Source organism: Marinomonas sp. FW-1, assembly GCF_005222245.1.
Classification (GTDB): domain Bacteria; phylum Pseudomonadota; class Gammaproteobacteria; order Pseudomonadales; family Marinomonadaceae; genus Marinomonas; species Marinomonas alcarazii.
The window spans coordinates 2,044,482-2,064,508 of record NZ_CP025987.1 but is presented as its reverse complement, the minus strand read 5'-3'; the positions used below and the strand labels follow the sequence as shown (position 1 = coordinate 2,064,508).

Annotated in this window: 20 protein-coding genes; 8 read left to right on the top strand and 12 right to left on the bottom strand. The window is 42.7% G+C overall.

The features are described 5' to 3' along the window. Window positions 1-159: 159 nt before the first annotated feature. Together sppA and C1X04_RS09665 are read right to left on the bottom strand one after the other, a co-directional pair. Entirely contained in the window at window positions 160-1,179 is a 1,020-nt protein-coding gene (gene sppA, locus C1X04_RS09670) for a signal peptide peptidase SppA (RefSeq protein ID WP_137169789.1), read from the bottom strand. 2 nt (window positions 1,180-1,181) lie between these two features. Next, window positions 1,182-1,826, bottom strand: coding sequence for an HAD-IA family hydrolase (locus C1X04_RS09665; RefSeq protein WP_110572641.1), 645 nt, complete (start codon window positions 1,824-1,826; stop codon window positions 1,182-1,184). Window positions 1,827-1,893: 67 nt separating this feature from the next. On the opposite strand from C1X04_RS09665, the gene C1X04_RS09660 reads away from it, so the two are divergent. Continuing rightward, a complete protein-coding gene (locus tag C1X04_RS09660) occupies window positions 1,894-2,310 on the top strand; it encodes a MaoC family dehydratase (protein WP_137169788.1) in 417 nt (138 codons plus the stop codon). Window positions 2,311-2,401: 91 nt separating this feature from the next. Here C1X04_RS09660 and C1X04_RS09655 read toward each other — a convergent pair whose 3' ends face one another. The 4 genes from C1X04_RS09655 to C1X04_RS09640 form a co-directional block, all read right to left on the bottom strand. After that, on the bottom strand, window positions 2,402-2,632 hold the full coding sequence (locus C1X04_RS09655; RefSeq protein ID WP_110572637.1) for a formate dehydrogenase subunit delta: 231 nt from the start codon (window positions 2,630-2,632) through the stop codon (window positions 2,402-2,404). 83 nt (window positions 2,633-2,715) lie between these two features. Beyond that, on the bottom strand, window positions 2,716-5,586 hold the full coding sequence (fdhF, locus tag C1X04_RS09650) for a formate dehydrogenase subunit alpha (protein WP_137169787.1): 2,871 nt from the start codon (window positions 5,584-5,586) through the stop codon (window positions 2,716-2,718). A gap of 2 nt (window positions 5,587-5,588) precedes the next feature. Beyond that, entirely contained in the window at window positions 5,589-7,157 is a 1,569-nt protein-coding gene (locus C1X04_RS09645; protein ID WP_137169786.1) for an NADH-quinone oxidoreductase subunit NuoF, read from the bottom strand. After that, window positions 7,157-7,654 carry a formate dehydrogenase subunit gamma gene (locus C1X04_RS09640; protein WP_137169785.1) on the bottom strand — a complete coding sequence of 166 codons (498 nt, stop codon included), beginning with the start codon at window positions 7,652-7,654 and terminating at the stop codon, window positions 7,157-7,159. The genes C1X04_RS09645 and C1X04_RS09640 overlap by 1 nt, the downstream gene beginning before the upstream one ends. A gap of 543 nt (window positions 7,655-8,197) precedes the next feature. Here C1X04_RS09640 and C1X04_RS09635 point away from each other — a divergent pair. The 4 genes from C1X04_RS09635 (at window position 8,198) to C1X04_RS09620 (ending at window position 12,318) form a co-directional block, all read left to right on the top strand. Continuing rightward, complete coding sequence (locus tag C1X04_RS09635; protein ID WP_137169784.1) at window positions 8,198-9,766, top strand: Re/Si-specific NAD(P)(+) transhydrogenase subunit alpha; 1,569 nt, start codon at window positions 8,198-8,200, stop codon at window positions 9,764-9,766. Between the two features lie 10 nt (window positions 9,767-9,776). Further along, window positions 9,777-11,177: an NAD(P)(+) transhydrogenase (Re/Si-specific) subunit beta gene (locus C1X04_RS09630; protein WP_137169783.1), complete on the top strand. Its 1,401-nt coding sequence runs from the start codon at window positions 9,777-9,779 to the stop codon at window positions 11,175-11,177. 198 nt (window positions 11,178-11,375) lie between these two features. Next, window positions 11,376-11,681 carry a hypothetical protein gene (locus C1X04_RS09625; RefSeq protein WP_110572624.1) on the top strand — a complete coding sequence of 102 codons (306 nt, stop codon included), beginning with the start codon at window positions 11,376-11,378 and terminating at the stop codon, window positions 11,679-11,681. 43 nt (window positions 11,682-11,724) lie between these two features. After that, window positions 11,725-12,318: a CBS domain-containing protein gene (locus C1X04_RS09620; protein ID WP_137169782.1), complete on the top strand. Its 594-nt coding sequence runs from the start codon at window positions 11,725-11,727 to the stop codon at window positions 12,316-12,318. A gap of 67 nt (window positions 12,319-12,385) precedes the next feature. Here C1X04_RS09620 and tusA read toward each other — a convergent pair whose 3' ends face one another. Together tusA and C1X04_RS09610 are read right to left on the bottom strand one after the other, a co-directional pair. Next, the gene (gene tusA / locus C1X04_RS09615; protein ID WP_110572620.1) at window positions 12,386-12,619 is read right to left on the bottom strand and encodes a sulfurtransferase TusA; all 234 of its coding nucleotides are present in this window, start codon (window positions 12,617-12,619) and stop codon (window positions 12,386-12,388) included. Between the two features lie 15 nt (window positions 12,620-12,634). Continuing rightward, window positions 12,635-13,219: an alpha/beta family hydrolase gene (locus tag C1X04_RS09610; protein ID WP_254682243.1), complete on the bottom strand. Its 585-nt coding sequence runs from the start codon at window positions 13,217-13,219 to the stop codon at window positions 12,635-12,637. Window positions 13,220-13,398: 179 nt separating this feature from the next. Here C1X04_RS09610 and hemN point away from each other — a divergent pair, with 179 nt between their 5' ends. From hemN to C1X04_RS09595, 3 genes are read left to right on the top strand one after another with little or no spacing between them, the layout of a single operon-like run. Next, window positions 13,399-14,772, top strand: a complete 1,374-nt coding sequence (gene hemN, locus C1X04_RS09605; RefSeq protein ID WP_368073948.1) for an oxygen-independent coproporphyrinogen III oxidase — start codon at window positions 13,399-13,401, stop codon at window positions 14,770-14,772. Between the two features lie 21 nt (window positions 14,773-14,793). Continuing rightward, window positions 14,794-15,555 carry a fumarate/nitrate reduction transcriptional regulator Fnr gene (gene fnr, locus C1X04_RS09600; RefSeq protein ID WP_110572613.1) on the top strand — a complete coding sequence of 254 codons (762 nt, stop codon included), beginning with the start codon at window positions 14,794-14,796 and terminating at the stop codon, window positions 15,553-15,555. Between the two features lie 24 nt (window positions 15,556-15,579). Next, complete coding sequence (locus C1X04_RS09595) at window positions 15,580-16,122, top strand: adenine phosphoribosyltransferase (protein WP_110572611.1); 543 nt, start codon at window positions 15,580-15,582, stop codon at window positions 16,120-16,122. Between the two features lie 85 nt (window positions 16,123-16,207). Here C1X04_RS09595 and C1X04_RS09590 read toward each other — a convergent pair whose 3' ends face one another. From C1X04_RS09590 to C1X04_RS09575, 4 genes are all read right to left on the bottom strand, one after another. After that, entirely contained in the window at window positions 16,208-16,774 is a 567-nt protein-coding gene (locus tag C1X04_RS09590; protein WP_110572609.1) for a YfaZ family outer membrane protein, read from the bottom strand. Window positions 16,775-16,784: 10 nt separating this feature from the next. Beyond that, window positions 16,785-17,624, bottom strand: a complete 840-nt coding sequence (gene ttcA / locus C1X04_RS09585; RefSeq protein ID WP_110572607.1) for a tRNA 2-thiocytidine(32) synthetase TtcA — start codon at window positions 17,622-17,624, stop codon at window positions 16,785-16,787. A 120-nt stretch (window positions 17,625-17,744) separates the two neighbouring features. After that, window positions 17,745-18,269, bottom strand: coding sequence for a SprT family zinc-dependent metalloprotease (locus C1X04_RS09580; protein WP_137169780.1), 525 nt, complete (start codon window positions 18,267-18,269; stop codon window positions 17,745-17,747). After that, window positions 18,269-20,026, bottom strand: coding sequence for an ATP-dependent DNA helicase RecQ (locus tag C1X04_RS09575; RefSeq protein WP_137169779.1), 1,758 nt, complete (start codon window positions 20,024-20,026; stop codon window positions 18,269-18,271). The genes C1X04_RS09580 and C1X04_RS09575 overlap by 1 nt, the downstream gene beginning before the upstream one ends. Window position 20,027: the final 1 nt, after the last annotated feature.

Here is a 20,027-nt window from a genome sequence, read left to right as displayed (position 1 = left end):
CATCCTGATAAAATAAGTTATATAAATATTTTATCTTATTTATCAAAAGAATAAAATGAATCACTCCAATTCCATTGGTTATCAACATAAAGAAGAAAGTCACTTAATGTTAGACAATAAAAAAGCTCCCGAAGGAGCTTTGTTGTTTAGGATAATGATTTACTGGATGTTGGTAGTGCTTATGACTCTGGTTGCCAATTCAACACCAAATTCTTTGGCCAGTTCTTTCCATGTATCCTGTTTTGGTTCAAAAATAACGGGCTCAGCGTCAGGAAAACGCGTGTTCAATACATCGGTTACACTTGCTAAGCCGTCGATTAAACCAATCTTGATGGCTTGTGAGCCCGTGAATACCATACCGGAGAAGACATCGTCTGTTATAACCAATCTATCACCACGACCGTCTTTTACTGCGTTGATAAATTGTTGATGCGTTTCATCTAATACCGCCTGCCACTTGGTTTTGGCTTCTTCCGTCATGGGCGAAAATGGGTCAAGAAAGGCTTTGTTGCGACCCGCTGTAAAAGTACGTCGCTCAACGCCAATTTTCTCCAGTAAATTGCTCGCATCAAAGCCAGATGAAATAACGCCAATTGAGCCAACTAAACTGGCTTTGTCTGCATAAATCTCATTCGCCGCAGAAGCAATGTAGTAGCCTCCAGAAGCAGCCATATCCTCTACAACCACTAGAATTGGAATGTTTGGATAGTTTTTTTCCTTTAAACGAATGGCATCGTAGATAATGCCAGAATGAACAGGGCTACCACCAGGGCTGTTCATTTCAATGATGACGCCTTTTAATCTAGAGTTGCTGTATGCAGCATCAAGCAAGGAAACAAACTCTGAAGACTCTATTTCGTTGTCAGTTCCAATGACACCGCGCATAGGTATCATGGCGACAATGTCCTCTTCTAATGTGACGTCTTGCAGGTTCGATTTAACAACCCAGCTCGCCATCACGGCTATAAAAATAGCGAGTGTGGTAAAACGAAAGAAGATTTTCCAGCGTCTAGCGCGACGCTTTTCAATCAGATTGTCATTGAGTGTTTTTTCGAGTAATGACCATATTTCTTTATTTGGGTCTGTGTCTGAACTTTCTGTTTTCTCTTTATTTTGCTCCGGCGATCCATCGGCTTTTTTAAGTGACTGCTCGCGATCTTCGTCTTCTGTCCAACTCATTTTTATAGCCCTAAAATATTTGATAGTTGATTGAAATTATTAATTATAGCGTGCGGTTGGCAAGCTTTTAGTCGTTCTTCTTCATGTGCGCCGTAAGTCACCCCAACACTTTTCATACCGGCGTTGGTAGCCATGGTTAAATCATATTCTGTGTCGCCAATCATAATGGCGTGCTCTGGGAAAATGTCCAGCTCGGTTAATATTTGGTTGAGCATAAGTGGATCGGGTTTTGATATTGCTTCATCGGCACAACGGGAAGTAATGAAGTAGTTGTTCGTGTTCGTTAGAGACATGGCTCGATTAAGTCCGCGGCGGCTTTTACCGGTTGCCACTGCCATTTTGATACCGGCAGTATGGAGTTTATCAAGCATATTCATGACACCAGGGTAAGCTAAAGGCGGAACCTGATCTGATGCGACATAAAGTGTTTTGTAGTGTTCAATAATGTCATTTTGCATTTTTTGTGAACACTCAGGCCAGACTGTGCTGACTGCTTTATCGAGTGATAACCCTATAATGTTTTTGATAGTGTCTTTTGTTTTGACTGGTGCTCCTATATGGAGCCCAGCTTCCAGCATGCTGTGACAAATTTTATCGATAGAGTCGAATAAGGTACCGTCCCAATCAAAAATAACCAACTTAACCATAGATACCTCTTAAGAATAAATCGCTGAAAGTGTACCATAACCAAAATTGACAAAATAAGGATTGGTAATGACTACTGGTTATACATTAGAGCAACTTTCTATCGATCAAAGCATTGAATACCGCAAGCTGGTTACAGAGGCAGATGTCCATGCATTTGCAGAAGTGACGGGCGATACAAACCCTGTTCATTTAGATGCGGATTATGCTGCAACAACATCTTTTGGCAAGCCTATTGCTCACGGCATGTTAACGGCGGGATTCATCTCTGCTGCTATTGGCACGCAATTGCCAGGGCCTGGCTGCATTTACTTAGAGCAAACTTTGAAATTTCGCGCACCTGTTTTCATTGGCCAAGAAGTCGTGACAAAAATTACAGTGACTGACATTAACGAGCGCCGTCGACGTGCAACGTTAAAAACGGTATGTGAGTGTGATGGAAAAGTTGTTGTGACCGGTGAAGCAACGATTATGCTGCCAGCGTAAATGCAATCGTGTCATCAAAAAGAGTCTTTACCTATACTTTAGGCTTTTGCATTACGAAAAAAACAAACCCCAGTAAAACTGGGGTTTGTGATTATCCTTCTTTCGACAGTTTCTTGCTTGCTAACAAAGCTGCAGGGTGAAGGCGTTCCCCCCCATCATTAACCACATAATCGTTTAAAATGACTTTCATCCGACGTGGCCAAAATTTCTTAACATGCCCAGCAATCATATCAGCAACGACGGAGTCATCACCGAGGCTGATATTGTTAATCGCAATCTGATTGATCATATCAATTAAGTGTTCTTGCTCTGTTTGGTGCATATCTTACTCTCGCTACCGCTGTCCTATTACAATGACTAATAGCGGCTGACCTTTTAGTAGGCTCAGCCGCATCAGTTTATTTATCACTCTTCACTAGTTGCTGCCACGGAGGCTTCAGCTAAAAACTTATGCTGACGCTGGTGATTCGCCACAAAGTCTTTTTGCCACTCTGAAGGTTGAGAGACTTTCTCAACTTGCACTGCAGTCACTTTATACTCAGGACAGTTCGTTGCCCAATCTGAGTTGTTAGTGGTGATTACGTTTGCACCGCTTCCTGGGTGATGGAAGGTTGTATACACCACTCCTGGCTGCATGCGCACACTGATTCGCGCTCGTAAGACCGTGTGCCCTGCTCGGCTCGTGATGCCAAGCCAGTCGCCATCACTGATGCCTCGTTCTTCCGCGTCATGAGGGTGAAGTTCCAATATATCTTCATCATGCCATGCTTGGTTGTCTGTACGTCGTGTTTGTGCCCCCACGTTGTATTGACTCAGAATTCGTCCAGTGGTTAACAACAACGGGAACTTGCGGTTTGCCCGTTCTGTCGTTGGTACGAATTCAGTGATAGCAAAATGTCCTTTGCCTTCTGGCATCGGGAAACTTTCCATATGCATTATTGGCGAGCCATCCGGGAACTGATCATTACAAGGCCATTGTAAACTGCCGTGTTTATCGAGTTTCTCGTAACTTACACCGGCAAAGCTCGGAGCCAAGGAGGCAATCTCATCCATAATTTCGGACGGGTGGTTATAGCTCATTGGATAACCCAAAGCATTTGCAAGATCGACGGTCACTTCCCAATCTTCTTTTCCTGCAACGGCGGGCATTACTTTGCGTACACGGTTAATTCGACGTTCTGCGTTTGTAAAGGTGCCGTTTTTCTCAAGGAAAGAAGAACCAGGCAACAATACATGGGCAAATTTCGCTGTTTCATTCAAAAAGATATCTTGAACAATGAGGCAATCCAATGCTTTTAAAGCGGCCTCAACGTGTTGGGTATTCGGATCGGATTGTGCAATGTCCTCACCCTGAACGTATAAGGCGCGAAATTGTCCCGCGATGGCGGCATCAAACATATTAGGAATTCGCAATCCTGGTTCATCATCTAAACTCACGCCCCAAGCCGCCTCAAAGCGTCCTCGTGCGATCGGGTCAGAAACGTGTTGATAGCCTGGTAGTTCATGCGGGAATGAGCCCATATCGCAAGAGCCTTGAACATTATTTTGGCCTCGTAGTGGATTAACCCCTACGCCATCACGACCAATGTTACCTGTTGCTAATGCAAGATTGGCGATCCCCATTACCATGGTTGAACCTTGGCTGTGCTCGGTGACGCCTAAGCCATAATAAATTGCCGCATTTGGCGCTTTAGCGAAGTTGCGAGCGGCTTCACGTACGGCTTTAGCAGACACACCAGTGATTTCTTCAACTTCCTCCGGCGAATTACGTTTTTCAGATATAAAAGCACGCCATTTATTATAAGCGTCGGTTTCACAGCGCTTGGCGATGAAATCGGTATCTTCTAACCCTTCGGTGATAACAACATGTGCCAGCGCGTTAACCATAGCAACGTTAGAGCCTGGACGAAGAGGCAAATGCAGTGCATTACCAAGGTGTGGCGTTTTCAACAAATCAATTTCACGTGGGTCGGCAACGATCAAGCTTGCGCCTTCACGCAAACGGCGACGCATCATAGAACCGAACACCGGGTGAGCATCCGTTGGGTTTGCGCCAATAACCAAAACACAGTCCGACTTCATAATCGAATCAAATGTTTGTGTGCCAGCGGATTCGCCTAACGTCTGTTTTAAGCCATAACCTGTTGGGCTATGACAAACACGGGCACAGGTATCCGTATTATTGTTGCCAAAGGCTGCACGAATCAGTTTCTGTACAAGGTATGTTTCTTCGTTGGTACAACGCGAAGATGTAATACCGCCTATGCTTTCACGGCCATGCTCTGATTGAATGCTTTTTAAGCGATTTGCTGCAAAAGAAATCGCTTCTTCCCAACCGACCTCTTTCCAAGGTTGGTCGATAGAATCACGAATCATTGGCGTTTTAATGCGATCGTTATGAGTTGCATAGCCAAAGGCAAAGCGCCCCTTAACGCAAGAGTGACCGTGGTTTGCATCACCACCTTTATCAGGCACCATGCGTACAAGTTGATCACCTTTCATTTCTGCACGGAAAGAACAACCCACACCACAATAAGCACAAGTCGTTACCACACTGTGTTCAGGCTGCCCTAATTCGATAATTGAATTTTCAGATAATGTTGCGGTTGGGCATGCTTGCACGCAGGCGCCACAAGAGACACATTCAGAATCCAAGAAAGATTCATCCTGTCCTGCAGCGACTTTTGAGTCGAAACCCCGACCATCAATCGTCAATGCAAAGGTCCCCTGAACTTCTTCACAGGCACGCACACAGCGAGAACAAACAATGCATTTACTGGCATCAAAGGTAAAATAAGGGTTTGACGTATCTTTAGGCGCGTCTAGGTGGTTTTCACCATCAAAACCGTAGCGTACTTCTCTTAGGCCGACAGCGCCTGCCATATCCTGAAGTTCACAATCCCCATTTGCAGGGCATGTTAAGCAATCTAGTGGGTGATCAGAAATATACAGTTCCATGATATTACGGCGAAGCTTGGCTAATTTTTCATTTTGCGTCCAAACCTTCATACCTTGCTCTGCTGGCGTAGTGCAAGAGGCTGGAGTGCCGCGGCGCCCTTCAATTTGGACAGCACAAAGTCGGCATGAGCCATAGGCTTCTAAGTTATCAGTCGCACAAAGCTTAGGAATATTAATATCCATTAAAGCGGCAGCACGCATAACAGACGTACCTTCTGGAACGCAGGTTTCAACACCGTCAATTTCCAGCGTTACCAGCTTTTCACTAAGCGAGGCAGGTGTTCCGTAATCTTTACGTGGATCAAAATATTGCAACATGTCTAGACCTCCTCTGTATTCGTGGTTGAAGCTGCGTTTTTCACAAAATCTTCTTTAAAATGTGTCATCGCACTTTGCACTGGGAATGGTGTCATGCCGCCCATTGCACAGAGCGAGCCGTCAACCATGGTTTCACACAGATCCGTTAATAGCGCAATGTTGCTGTCCACATTCTCACCTGAACGAATACGATCAATAACCTCAACACCGCGAGTAGAACCTATACGGCAAGGTGTACATTTACCGCAAGACTCAGCCACACAGAATTCCATTGAAAATCGTGCTTGTTCACTCATATCGACGGTGTCATCAAACATCACTACACCGCCATGACCAAGTACGGCGCCTTCTTTTGCAAAGGCTTCGTAATCAAGCTGTGTATCCCATTGAGACTCTGGTAGATAGGCGCCTAACGGGCCGCCTACTTGAACCGCCTTTAAGGGGCGACCATTCCGTGTGCCACCGCCAAAATCAAACATTAGTTCGCTGAGCTTTGGTCCAAAGGCTAATTCAACTAATCCGCCTCGTTTAACATTACCTGCTAACTGGAATGGCAAGGTGCCACGAGAGCGCCCCATGCCGCAATCAGCATAGGCTTTCGCCCCCTGATCTAAGATAAAAGGCACGGCTGCAAGTGACAGCACGTTATTGACGACGGTTGGTTGTCCAAACAAACCGACAATCGCGGGTAATGGAGGCTTGGCACGAACTAAGCCGCGCTTACCTTCAAGACTTTCAAGCAATGAGGTTTCCTCACCACAAATGTAAGCCCCTGCACCTAAACGAACTTCTAAATCAAAATGTTTGTCGCTGCCTTGGATGTCGCTACCAAGCAAGTTGTTGGCATAAGCCAGAGCAATAGCTTGATTGAGTGTCTTGTAGGCCAGAGGGTATTCTGAGCGGAGATAAATATAGCCCTGGGTGGCGCCAACTGCTAAACCAGCAATAATCATCCCTTCTATCAACATAAAGGGATCACATTCCATTACCAATCGATCGGCGAAGGTGCCGGAGTCGCCTTCATCTGCGTTACAGACAATGTATTTTTGCTCAGCAGGTGCATTTAATACGGTTTGCCATTTGATGCCAGTTGGAAATGCTGCACCACCTCGACCACGCAAGCCTGATTCTTTCACTTGATCGACCAGTGCTTGCGAATCCATTTTGAGGGCTTTTTTTAGACCTTTGAAGCCATCTAAGTTTTGATAATCGCTCAAAGACAAAGGGTCTATCTCTCCGATACGAGCAAAGGTTAGGCGCTGTTGTTTTTTGAGGTACTCGATATCATCTACCAAACCGAGTGCTAAAGGATGCTCAACGTCGCCTTGCCAAAATTTGGCTGCAAAAAGAGATTCTAAGTCGGCTTCTTTGACAGGGCCAAAACCAAAGCGACCCTGTGCAGTATCAACTTCTATTAAGGGTTCTAACCAATATAATGCGCGAGTACCATTGCGTTTGATATCCAGTTCAACGCCCTGTTCGCTTGCCATGATATTGATCAGTTTAGCAAGACGGTCTGCACCGAGTGCTTTCGCTGTCGTATCTGAAGGTATGTAAATACGTTGAACCATTATTGAACCTCCAAACGTTCAGTTTTTAAGCTGCTAATTAATTCATCGAAGCGTTGATTATCCATGTCGGCATAAACTTCATCGCCTACTCGAACAGAGGGGCCACAGCTGCAATTCCCTAAGCAGTAAACAGGCTCTAGGGTTATGTTGTAGTCGCTGGTCGTTTGATGGTATTCCACTCCCAAGGCGCTCTTAGCGTGAGCTTCTAAACGACGAGATCCTAAAGCCTGACAAGCCTCTGCGCGACAGACTTCAACGACATGACGGCCAGGTTGTTTGGTTCGGAAGTGATGATAAAAACTGATGACGCCATGAACTTCGGCACGACTTAACTTTAAAGACGACGCAATGAGTGCTATGGCCTCTTCTGGGATGTAAGAAAAGCGGTCTTGTATAGCATGTAAAAGTGGCAGTAAGGCGCCTGGCTTGGCCTTAAACTCATCAATGATGGATTGACCGACGGTAGGTTCCCAAGTCACGAATCTCGGTGTAGTCATTATTATAAATCCTCCTACAACCGCCTTAGTCGCTAAAAACTCATACAGGCGGGAGTGTTATTTTTATTGTAGTACCTATTGATGCAAAGCACACATTCGCCCTGAACCAAAAAATAATACCTCATGATATTTAGGTGATATTGTCGCTTACTCACCATCATAAAATGTCGAGATTCAGACATTTCATCCCTGGTCGCATACGGCGTTCAATGTCGCAGGATCGCACATCCCCTCATATTCAACTTATCTCATTACGACATTTTATATCTTGAGATACGCACTCCCTGCTTCATTAAGGTAAGCGGGATTGAATCAATTATTCAATTGAAAAAATAAGACAATGCATTGGCATCTGATCTGAACTCGATAAAACGTCGTTATGACAACAGCTGTTGACGCTGGCATGCAATAGCGTAACAAGCAGCTGGTTTTTAATTGTGCTCACTTCGTACTCGTTTACTCAGTAGGAAACAAGGGCAGTATCTTCCAGACATATTGGATGAATATTCAGGCTAACGTTAATAAATATAAAATGGCATTAATATGAAAATTGGAATCCCAAAAGAAATAGAAGATGGCGAACTAAGAGTTGCCATGACCCCTTCTATTGCTTCCAAAGTGAAGCAGTTAGGGTTTGATATCGTAATGGAAAGCGGAGCTGGTACTGCAGCTTCCTACTCAGACGAAGCTTACAAAGCTGTTGGTGTTGAAATAACACACGACACTAAGAAGCTATGGCACGAAGCCAATTTACTAATAAAAGTTCGCCCTCCTGTTGAGCACCCAGAACTTGGATTTTATGGTGTCGAGTTGTTAGGGCAGAATCAAACCCTGATCAGTCTGATTCATCCTGCGCAAAATATGAATAAGCTTCAGCAGCTTTCTGAGCGAGGAACGAATGTTGTAGCGCTTGATGCCGTGCCACGTATTTCGAGAGCGCAGAAAATGGATGTCCTAAGCTCGATGGCTAACATTGCAGGTTATCGTGCAGTTGTGGAAGCGGCCCAACATTTTGGTCGATTTTTTACAGGGCAAATTACGGCTGCGGGTAAAGTTCCACCTGCAAAAGTGCTAGTAATCGGTGCTGGTGTTGCGGGTTTGGCCGCAATTGGTGCAGCCAAAAGTATGGGCGCTATTGTGCGTGCCTTTGATACTCGTCCAGAGGTAAAAGAGCAAGTCGAAAGTATGAACGCCGAATTTCTACTTTTAGATTTTAAGGACGAAGATGGCAGTGGCGAAGGTGGTTACGCTAAAACGATGAGTGCGGAATTTATCGCTGCTGAAATGGCGCTATTTGCAGAACAAGCAAAAGACGTAGACATCATTATTACGACAGCATTAATTCCAGGCAAAACCGCCCCAGAGCTTATAACCGAAGACATGGTTCGCTCAATGAAGCCCGGCAGCGTTATTGTTGACTTGGCGGCAGAGACAGGTGGTAACTGTCGTTTAACACAAGCCAATGAAGTGATTGATGTACATGGTGTGTCTATTATCGGCTATACCAACCTGCCAAGCCGTATGGCGGCTCAGTCCAGTCAGTTATTTGCCACTAACATTTATCACCTTCTTACTGAGTTATGCCCGAATAAAGACGGTCAGATCGATCTTAATATGGAAGACGAAGTGATTCGTGGAGCAACGGTTGTGAAAGACGGCAGTATTACTTGGCCACCACCGGCACCTAGACTGTCAGCAGCACCAAAATCAGATGTGAGCGAACAACTGAAACCAGAAAAAGTGGATGTAAAAGCCAAAGAGAAAAAGCCGAGTGCTTTTGGTTTTCTCTTACCGGTGCTTATTACGGGTGCATTGCTGCTTGGTTTGGGCTCTATCGCACCAGCAGAATTTATGGCTCACATGACGGTGTTTGTATTGTCATGTTTTGTTGGCTACATGGTGGTTTGGGGCGTCAGTCATTCTTTACACACACCTCTTATGAGTGTCACAAATGCGATCAGTAGCATTATTGTCATTGGTGCTATTACCCAAGTATCGAGTGACAGTCCAATCGTATCGATTTTAGCCGCCATGGCGATTTTTATCACCAGTATCAATATTGTGGGCGGTTTTGCCGTGACGCATCGTATGCTGAAAATGTTCCGCAAATAGGAGATAAACAATGAACTTCGGAATGATGACCGCCTCATATATAGGGGCAAGCGCGTTGTTTATCATGGCCTTAGCTGGACTAAGCCACCAAGAAAGCGCAAGACGCGGCAATATTTATGGCATGCTCGGAATGGCGCTTGCTGTTGTGATCACGATCGCTGGAGCGGTAACCGATAATTATGAATTGCTGCTACTCGGCATAGTGCCCGGCAGTTTAATTGGGTGGTTGCTTGCCAAGCGGGTTGAAATGACACAAATGCCAGAGCTGGTGGCTATTCTTCACAGCTTAGTTGGTTTGGCTGCTGTTTTTGTTGGCTTTGCAAATGCATTAGGCCATGGGCAGTATGATTCTTTGGTTGCTCAACGCATACATGATGTAGAGACAGCGATAGGCGTATTTATTGGTGCGGTAACATTTACAGGGTCTTTAGTTGCTTATCTAAAATTGAGTGGCAAGGTTTCTGGCAAGCCGCTTAGATTACCTGCTCGTCATTTACTCAATCTTTTGATTTGTATTGCTGTTGTGTATTTGGTTGTGCAGTTTGCTCAAGTTGGTGCAGCAGAAGGCATGAACTACCTCACGATAATTACCTTATTGGCTTTTGTTTTTGGGGCGCATTTGGTCATTGCTATTGGTGGTGCTGATATGCCTGTCGTGGTTTCTATGCTAAACAGCTATTCCGGTTGGGCAGCTGCGGCTATGGGCTTTATGCTGGGTAACGACTTACTAATAGTGATCGGAGCGCTAGTCGGCAGTAGTGGTGCGATCCTAAGCTACATCATGTGTCGTGCTATGAATCGTAAGTTCCTGAATGTCATTCTTGGTGGTATTGGTGGAAATAAGGCCAATAAATCAAGTGTAGCCACAGACGCTGAGCCACAGGGTACGATTATTGAGATCCAAGCTGAAGAAGCAGCGCAAGCGTTGGCAGATGCTAAAGAGGTAATGATTCTACCTGGTTATGGTATGGCTGTAGCTCAAGCGCAGCATATAGTTTATGAAATTACCAAGAAGCTTCGTGATAAAGGTGTGAATGTTCGTTTTGGTATTCACCCAGTAGCTGGTCGTATGCCTGGGCACATGAACGTTTTGTTGGCAGAAGCTAAGGTTCCATACGATATTGTCTACGAGATGGACGAAATCAATGATGATTTTAAAAACATTGATGTGTCTATCGTAATCGGGGCAAATGATATTGTTAATCCCGCGGCCAATGAGGAGCCTGACAGCCCAATTGCCGGTATGCCAGTGCTAGAGCCTTGGCATGGTAAGCAGACCATTGTACTTAAACGAGGGATGAGCCGAGGTTATGCTGGTGTTGAGAATCCCCTATTCTTTAAAGACAATACACGTATGTTATTTGGTGACGCAAAAGAGAGTGTAGAGGCGTTACTAAAGCACCTGTCATAAGGTGTTAGTAGCATGAAGTGGAAAACGCCAGCATCGCGCTGGCGTTTTTTATGCCTAAGATCATTGCTTGTTCAATAGGATCACAATGTATTGATAATGCATAAGATCGTGTAAATACACGGCATTTTGAAATTAAGGCTGGGATTTAAATTAAAGCAGGCCTATATTGTTAAGATAATTCAAAAGCTAGGTATTACAATGAAAACTCAATTACTTATGATCATTGCAGTGATTGTATCGTCTCTTCTGACGATCTCTCAGCGCGCCAATGCTCAAGAAGTAAACCAGTTTCGTTGGTTAGAACCGACTATCGAACAGGTTAGTCATGAGGTTGTAACACCTGACAAAGATACGGGATCAGATAAAGATTGCTTATTTTTAAGCGACTCTTATGTTAACGCCCTAGGCATTCCATCCAATTTATACATTTACGATACCTTTGTTTCCACTACCAAGGTTACTCGTAATGTTAATCCACGAGCTCCGCCATTTTCATTGATATAACTCACCCTATTTCTATTTAATTGTCTTTTATTGGGGATTTATCATGAAAACACTAACTTATGTGTCTACAAAAAGCGTCAGTGAGCTTATTTGGCCTAAAACTATTGAAAACATAAATATCTATTCACCTGCAATTACCGTGTTCACGGACTTTCAAAAAGCGGGGCCTAGAGTCATTGAAGCCAATACTCGTGCTGATGAGTTGGTTCAATTGATGAGAAAAGAACACGTGCGCATGAAAATAGTGGTTGATGCTGATAATCATTTTGTCGGTATTGTTAGCTTAGAAGATTTGTCTGAAGATATTTTTATCAAACAAGTTGCCAATGGTTTTAAGCGTTCTGAGCTAATGGTTGCAGATTTAATGAGATCAAAAGATGTGCTCCTTGCTTTGTCTTATACTTCATTGCAGCACTCTGATATAGAGTCTCTTTTGTTTAGTCAGCGCAATAATAAGCTACAGCATTTACTGGTAATTGATGAAGAAACCAAAGCCATTCGTGGCGTTATATCATCAAATGATGTGGCTCGTCAGTTAAGACTGGATATTGATGTTGGCTTTTCTAGTTTTGCACAGATTTATGAAAGTGCGATTCTTGGTCATAAAGAGCACACAAGAAAGCTAAAAGTGGCATAACTTTATCGACCTCACCGACTGAACAAATAAAGCCCAGATCATAATGACCTGGGCTTTATTATTTGAGTTAGCTTTCCTTTTTTTCAATCCAGTAATAGTAAATATCGCCTTCTTGCTCCTGCTTCATTAGCTTGTGACCAAGAAATTGGCAAAATTTCGGGATGTCTCTTGTTGTTGATGGGTCTGTCGCAATGACCTTGAGAACATGTTTGGCCGTCAATTTACGCATCTCAGCGTGTAGCATCATAACGGGTTCTGGGCAAAGTAAATCAGTTGCATCAAGCAAGGCTTGGTGTTCCATAATATTCCCCTCTAATTACGTATTAAGTTTGAGCCAGGTTTTTACATGCATGGCTAATTCTAAAATGGTGTCGTCTATATTTTTGTTGAGCTTCTTGAGGGTTTTGAAGTCATGGTCAGCTCCTTCAATCCATAGAATCTCTATATTATCTGGTAATGTCTGCTGACTCACCCAATCAAAAGAGCCCAGTTGATCTCTTGTTCCTTGAATGATGAGGCATGGCTTTTTTAACTCTTCAAGAAAAGACAGCCTATGCTTTTCAGGCTTGCCGGGGGGATAGAAAGGGAAGCCAAAACAAATAACTGCCTTTACGTTTGGTAGGTGAGTTATTTGCGTTGCTACCCGTCCGCCCATCGATTTGCCAGCAACCACACATGCGTCTTCGTTTTCAACCAGCTGCTCAAACTCTGGGACAAGCGATTGAAAGCGCGGAGGCGGTCTTTTTTTACCTGTACGCTCTTGTTCTGCCATATAAGAAAAAGTGACCGGATGTACGACTTGTTTCGTTTGGTCTGAAAGCGCGCAGCGCAGACCCGTTAAGAAACTATTTTCATGGCCAGCTCCAGCCCCGTGAGCGATGTATATTGGAAGTGATTTCATGATCATTGCGCTTAAAATGACTATTAGATCAGATTCATCTATGTGTTAGAACCAAATTCATTATTTTCTATACATTGAAGCAATCATTTGAGCACTGAGAATGGTATCTATTGATCTGTGTCAGAATAAGCTCTTGTTTGAAAGAGTAGAATTCCTATTAGAAATTTTAATAGGAACGAATGATGATCTGGGACTCCGCACTTATTAGCAAGTATGATTTATCAGGGCCTCGCTATACCTCTTATCCTACTGCCCCGCAATTTAACGCTTCAATCAGCAAAATTGCACTGATTGATAAGATGTTGACGCCATCGGATGCCGATCTTAGCTTGTATTTTCACATCCCATTTTGCGCACACCTCTGTTATTACTGCGCGTGCAACAAGATTGTGACAAAGCAATATGATAAAGGCGTGGAATATGTTGAACTACTAGGTGAGGAAATGCGGTTACGTAGCCTTATGCTTGATCATTCACGAAAGGTTACACAGCTTCATTTTGGTGGTGGCACTCCAACGTTTTTAACGGAAGACCTAATTAAAGTGTTGTTTGATAATATCAATCAGTATTTTAATTTGGTTAATGACGGATCACAGGACTACAGTATTGAGATAGATCCTAGAGAAATTAGCTACTCGAAAATCAAATTGCTGACTGAAATGGGCATCAATCGGATTAGTGTTGGTGTTCAAGATTTTGATCATAAAGTTCAGCAAGCGATACATAGAATACAACCCTATAGTATGGTTGAAAGCCTTGTAAATGACGCAAGGGCATTAGGCATTAAGTCGATTAATTTTGATTTAATTTATGGTCTGCCCTATCAGTCAATTGACGGTTTTAAAAACACTCTTGAGCAAGTAATTGCGCTGGCTCCAGAGCGAATTTCTTTATTCAACTACGCGCATTTGCCTGATCGCTTCCCTGCTCAGAGACGCATAACCGATGACGTTTTGCCTTTATCAAGCATGAAGCTTGATTTGTTGAAAATGAGTATAGAGTATTTGTTAGAGGCTGGTTACGAGTACATTGGTATGGATCACTTTGCGAAATCGAGTGATGAATTAGCCATTGCCCAAAAGCAAGAAACGTTGCGCCGTAACTTTCAAGGCTATACAACGCATGCAGGCACGGATTTAATTGCATTCGGTGTTTCTGCCATTAGCGATTTAAATGGCGTGTACATTCAAAATTATACTGACTTGACCGATTATCGGAGTAGTATTGAAAAGGGTCAATTAGCTATTGCTAAAGGGTATATTAGCGATCGCGATGATAGAATACGTCATTATGTCATCATGACCCTCATATCACAGTTTCAACTCAATATGACGTTAGTTGAGCAAAGGTTTAAAATCGACTTTAAAGAGTACTTTGCTGAAGAAATGGATAGCTTAACTCCTATGTTACAAGATGGCATGTTGGAGTTTGATCCTAGTGGAATGCAGACCACTATTAAGATCACAGATCGTGGAAGATTGCTTATTCGGTGTATTTGTATGGTTTTCGATAAGCATTTAAACAACACGGTAAAATACTCAAAAGTTATATGAATTAATATCAGGGAGATTGAAATGTCATTAACACACACACATTCAAGGTTTAATAGTACGCTTACTTCGCAGTGTCAAAATTGCAGTCTGAGCGCACTTTGTCTTCCCATCGCACTTGCAGATGAAGATATTAATCGACTAGATCAGATAATTGAGCGCAAAAAACCACTCAAAAAGGGAGATTTTTTGTTTCGCCAAGGTGAGTCTTTTGATTCCGTTTATGCAGTACGTTCAGGCACATTAAAAACATTCAATATTACTTCTGTTGGCGAGGAGCAAATTACAGGCTTCTATTGTCCTAGCGAGCTAGTGGGGTTAAGTGGTATTGATTCTGGCACCTACCCCGTTTCTGCAAAGGCGCTTGAAACGACGACTGTTTGTGAAATTCCGTTTAGCCACCTTGAAGAGTTGTCTTCACAAATTCCCTCTTTAAAGCACCAGATTTTTAAAGTGATGAGCCGTAAGATTTCTGATGATCAGCAGATGATGGTGCTTCTGGGGAAAAAGAATGCGGATGAAAAAGTAGCCTCTTTTTTACTTAACCTCTCTAATCGTTTTAAAAAACGTGGTTATTCTGCTAGCTCTTTCCGTTTGTCTATGTCGCGTGGCGAAATCGGAAATTATTTAGGGTTAGCAGTGGAAACCGTTAGTCGTGTGATCACCCGTTTTCAAAAAAATGAGCTCATTCATGTCGACGGCAAAGAAATTGAAATTGTTGATTTCCCAGAAATGCAAAAACTCGTTGGGGTTGCCAGTGATTGTGGTAAAATCAGTCAAATTTGATTGATATATTGAGGCAATACCATAATGCTCTACGATGATTTTTACGTTAAGTCACTAATACAAACAGTAGAAGACTGGCCAAAGCAAGGCATCAGTTTTCGGGATATTACTCCCATTTTTAGTGACCCAAAAGGGATGCGAATGGTTGTAGATGCTTATGTGCATCGCTATATTTCTACTGATATTACTCATATCGCTTGTATTGATGCTCGTGGCTTTCTTATCGCAGCGGTTCTTGCCTATGAGCTACAAAAGCCATTAATTCTGGTTCGTAAGAAAGGCAAACTGCCTGGTAAGACTATTTCACAAAAATATGCCCTAGAATACGGTGAAGCGGAGTTAGAGATACAAGAAGGCGCGGTTAAAGCCGGTGATGAAGTCTTGTTGTTTGATGACTTAATCGCGACAGGTGGGACGCTATTAGCTGCAATAGAATTATTATCTGCACAAGGTGCAAATATTAAAGAAGTGGCGGCAATAATTGATTTGCCAGATCTTGGTGGAAGTCAAAAGCTACGTGACAGCAACATACCTGTGTTTAGTCTTTGTGCTTATGACGGTGATTGATATCTGTCGTTTAGACTGCTGTTATTAATACTAAAAAAGGTGGCATATGCCACCTTTTTTACTTTCTATAAGAGCTTTAACTCTATTAGAAATCAACCATTGCACCTATAGCAAAACCTTTGTTCGCCTCTATACGGCTATCGTTATCATATACTGCTACTGTATTTCCATAACTAATGTATGCACGAGCATTGCGCATAGTCATGTACTCTGCACGAAGTTCATAAGTGTACATATGATCTAAGTTAGTGAAGGATAAAACTTCTGGCGCATAGTAAAGCGAGCCATAAATACTGATTCGGTTTGCTTCCGGAAGTGTGTAGCGGTACCAACCACCTAAAGCAAGCGCCATAGATACATCACTATCATCTTTTAGATCTGCATCGATTCCGTATACACGAGCGCCAATACCGACCTGTAATGGGCCGCTGGTGTCAGCGTCTTGAACATTAACGCCAAGGTGCGTAGTCGTAAAATTCTCATCTTTATCATAAGCAATACCAGCGTCTACGCCGAATGTGCCCATATCAAAGTTAACATCCCCTTTTACCGTCTCGTTAGTTAAACTGACGCCAGCGGTAGAGGCAGCATTTACTGCTGAAGTGCCTAAAATGGCTGCGGTTACTAATAGTGTTTTGTACGTAGCATTCATTTTTAAGGTCCTATAACGAAATAATATTTACTCGGTTTAAAGCGTCTGGTGCTTGCTTTAACCCTTTGAAGTCGAATAATTCTGTATCTGCTAGATGTGATGGAACAATATTTTGCATAGCAGAAAACATAGTTTCAGTTCTACCTGGGAATTCTTGTTCCCATTTTTGAAGCATGTCTTTCACAACTTGTCTTTGCAGGTTCTCTTGTGAACCGCATAAATTGCAAGGAATAATCGGGTACTCTTTCATGACCGCAAAAGCTTCAATGTCTTTTTCTTTGCAATAAGCTAAGGGACGAATAACAACGTGCTTACCATCATCACTTAACAATTTAGGTGGCATTGATTTTAGCTTGCCGCCAAAGAACATATTCAAGAACAAGGTTTCAAGAATATCATCTCTATGGTGGCCTAGTGCTATTTTAGTGGCGCCAATTTCTTCAGCAAACCCATACAAAGAACCACGGCGTAAGCGTGAACATAGACCGCAGGTAGTTTTCCCTTCAGGCACAATCTCTTTTACTATGCTGTAGGTGTCACGCTCTAAAATGTGGTAATCAACACCTAACTCTTCTAAGTAAGCAGGTAAAATATGCTCTGGGAAGCCAGGTTGTTTTTGGTCTAGATTAACAGCCACAATACTAAAGTTTATCGGGGCATTAGCTTGCAGATTGCGAAGAATCTCCAGCATTGTGTAAGAATCTTTACCGCCAGATAAACATACCATTACCTTATCGCCATCTTCAATCATATTGAAGTCAGCAATGGCTTGGCCCGTTTGTCTACGTAGACGTTTTTGGAGCTTATTCAGCTCTAATTTTTCTTTAGGTCGATTAGATAAATCCATCATAAACACGCTATAAATAAAACGACGCCATAATACTATAAGCACAAAGGCATCGCATCAAAAATGAAGATCTCAGAGGAAAAGTGCACGATAAATCACTTTTTAAAGGAAATTTATGACGCACTAAGTGATTTTACCTACAAATTGTAAGTTTGACTTACAACCCTTACAAATGTATTCAACCCCTTTTTGTGCCCTAGTGTGACGTTGTTTGCTGAATTGATGCTTCTGGCACGCGCAGTGATATGTGTAGGGTTGTTTTTGTGGTGGTGTTTCAAAGGTATGTGTCCTACTTGGATTGATACCATATACCTTTCTCATAACGGCTTGCCATTCTTTGCCATGAGGTCTAACAGAATGACCATAAATCTGAAAAACAATAAGGTGAGCCACTTCATGAGGAACCACAGTATTAATGAATTCGGTTGGATCTTGTTGGTACATGAAAAGGTTAAAGCGCAATTCGTTTTTTTGCAGGTGAGCTGTGCCCGCCGCTCGACCTCGTTGCTTTAGATTGCAGGTTGAGCGTTTAAATTTATTGCCAAAAAATTGATCAGCTTTATCAAAGCATTCATTTGCTTTCTGGATGATATGACTTAAGGCGTCTGCTTTGTGTTCTTGAGTTGTCAGCTCGAGTTGCAACGTCATTAAGGACTTACCTCCAATGAATCCATCTCATGTACTATTTTTAATAGTGTATCTGCAAAATCTACGACATGATCTTTTGGTAAACCTGTTAGCCGGCTAAGAGATGCAATAGATTTTGGCTTATGGCGACAAATTAATCTTAGCTGATTTTCACTAAGAGTATTTTTACCATGGCTATATTTCCAAGCTAATACCTTATGCCAACTCACACTGCCTATCTCAAGATCGTCTTCATGAAGTGTTGGGTAGTATTGCTCATTTGGAATAATAATTTGTGTATTGCCTTTTAACACGGACCGAGATTTTTCATTTATGTGAACTGTGAAAGCAGATATTGTGCCAAGTGTTATGTAATCGAAAGCAATAAGATGTCGAATGATCGCTTTCCATTGAACTTCAGTAAGCTCTTTGCCTTTTGCAAATAACGGAGATGTCTCTGCATTAGCTGCCAGTACAGATTTGGTTTTTTTGCCAAGTAATATCTGGATGAGCAAAGAAAACGGTTGGACACCTTTCGTATGATAAATTAAAGAAAGCAGTTTTTGGCTTGCTATCGTCACATTTTGTTCTGATCTATTGGATAGACATCGGTCGCAGTTGTCGCATGCTGGTAAGCGTTCATCAAAATGTGCCAATAAGTTTTGTCTTCTACAGCCCCTACTTTCCAAAACCCGAAAGAATTTGCCCATATTTTCAAGTTCTTTATCTGCTGAAAAGGGTTGCATGGCAGCCAATTGTTGAGCTTGGGTCATATCCTGTAGGCCATACAAAAGTAATGCTTTGGCTGGTTTGCCATCTCTTCCCGCGCGGCCTATTTCCTGAAAATATGACTCAGTATTATTGGGTAAGTCGATGTGAACAACAAATCGAACATGTGCAATATCAATCCCCATACCATAGGCCGTCGTCGCAACCATGATGGTGCCTGGTTGGTGGGTAAAGGTGTGGTGATTAGCTCGTTTATCTTCTTCCGTCATTGCGGCGTGATAACATAAGCTTGGTAGCCCTAATTGACTGAGCCAATCCGCAATCTCTTCAGTCTTCTTTCTTGACCGACAATAGATGATGCCAGTCTGACCGGGTACTTCATGATGTAAAAAATACAAAACCTGTTGTTTGGCTTTGCGTTTTTGAGCGATGTGGATCTTTATATTGGATCGATCAAAACTGCTAAGAAGAACCTGACAATCTTTCAACTTAAGTGATGTCTGAATGGTGTTTATTGTGTCTTTGTCGACGGTTCCGGTTAAAGCGATGATAGGAACGTCTGGAAAGGAGTCCTTAAGTTGTCCTAATTGGCTGTACTCAGGTCTAAAGAAGCTCCCCCATTGAGAAATGCAATGGGCTTCATCAATGGCAAATAAAGAAATGTCGAAGCTGTGTAAAAAACCGATAACCGAAGGCTGTACCAACTTTTCAGGCGATAAGTAAAGTAAGTCGATATGTTCATGCCGTAGTGCCCAGATTAAATCATCCTGCTCTCCTGGGTTTAGTGTTGAATTTAGAAATTTAGCGCGAATGCCCTTTTTAGTTAACTCATCTACTTGTTGAGACATTAAAGACAACAACGGACTAACAATGACGGCAACGCCTTGTCTGATTAATCCAGCTGATTGGTAAACTAAGGATTTGCCGCCACCTGTTGGTGCGGCTAGTAAAACATCCTGCCCTGCGCACAGGGCATCGATCGCCTTTTCTTGCAATGGGCGATATTCGGAATAACCTAATCGAGAAAGTGTGAGTGACTTTAAATTCATT

Excerpts from the sequence above, each read along its gene's own strand:
- sppA (WP_137169789.1), bottom strand. The coding sequence starts at position 1,179 with ATGAGTTGGACAGAAGACGAAGATCGCGAGCAGTCACTTAAAAAAGCC.
- C1X04_RS09665 (WP_110572641.1), bottom strand. The coding sequence starts at position 1,826 with ATGGTTAAGTTGGTTATTTTTGATTGGGACGGTACCTTATTCGACTCT.
- C1X04_RS09660 (WP_137169788.1), top strand. The coding sequence starts at position 1,894 with ATGACTACTGGTTATACATTAGAGCAACTTTCTATCGATCAAAGCATT.
- C1X04_RS09655 (WP_110572637.1), bottom strand. The coding sequence starts at position 2,632 with ATGCACCAAACAGAGCAAGAACACTTAATTGATATGATCAATCAGATT.
- fdhF (WP_137169787.1), bottom strand. The coding sequence starts at position 5,586 with ATGTTGCAATATTTTGATCCACGTAAAGATTACGGAACACCTGCCTCG.
- C1X04_RS09645 (WP_137169786.1), bottom strand. The coding sequence starts at position 7,157 with ATGGTTCAACGTATTTACATACCTTCAGATACGACAGCGAAAGCACTC.
- C1X04_RS09640 (WP_137169785.1), bottom strand. The coding sequence starts at position 7,654 with ATGACTACACCGAGATTCGTGACTTGGGAACCTACCGTCGGTCAATCC.
- C1X04_RS09635 (WP_137169784.1), top strand. The coding sequence starts at position 8,198 with ATGAAAATTGGAATCCCAAAAGAAATAGAAGATGGCGAACTAAGAGTT.
- C1X04_RS09630 (WP_137169783.1), top strand. The coding sequence starts at position 9,777 with ATGAACTTCGGAATGATGACCGCCTCATATATAGGGGCAAGCGCGTTG.
- C1X04_RS09625 (WP_110572624.1), top strand. The coding sequence starts at position 11,376 with ATGAAAACTCAATTACTTATGATCATTGCAGTGATTGTATCGTCTCTT.
- C1X04_RS09620 (WP_137169782.1), top strand. The coding sequence starts at position 11,725 with ATGAAAACACTAACTTATGTGTCTACAAAAAGCGTCAGTGAGCTTATT.
- tusA (WP_110572620.1), bottom strand. The coding sequence starts at position 12,619 with ATGGAACACCAAGCCTTGCTTGATGCAACTGATTTACTTTGCCCAGAA.
- C1X04_RS09610 (WP_254682243.1), bottom strand. The coding sequence starts at position 13,219 with ATGAAATCACTTCCAATATACATCGCTCACGGGGCTGGAGCTGGCCAT.
- hemN (WP_368073948.1), top strand. The coding sequence starts at position 13,399 with ATGATGATCTGGGACTCCGCACTTATTAGCAAGTATGATTTATCAGGG.
- fnr (WP_110572613.1), top strand. The coding sequence starts at position 14,794 with ATGTCATTAACACACACACATTCAAGGTTTAATAGTACGCTTACTTCG.
- C1X04_RS09595 (WP_110572611.1), top strand. The coding sequence starts at position 15,580 with ATGCTCTACGATGATTTTTACGTTAAGTCACTAATACAAACAGTAGAA.
- C1X04_RS09590 (WP_110572609.1), bottom strand. The coding sequence starts at position 16,774 with ATGAATGCTACGTACAAAACACTATTAGTAACCGCAGCCATTTTAGGC.
- ttcA (WP_110572607.1), bottom strand. The coding sequence starts at position 17,624 with ATGATGGATTTATCTAATCGACCTAAAGAAAAATTAGAGCTGAATAAG.
- C1X04_RS09580 (WP_137169780.1), bottom strand. The coding sequence starts at position 18,269 with ATGACGTTGCAACTCGAGCTGACAACTCAAGAACACAAAGCAGACGCC.
- C1X04_RS09575 (WP_137169779.1), bottom strand. The coding sequence starts at position 20,026 with ATGAATTTAAAGTCACTCACACTTTCTCGATTAGGTTATTCCGAATAT.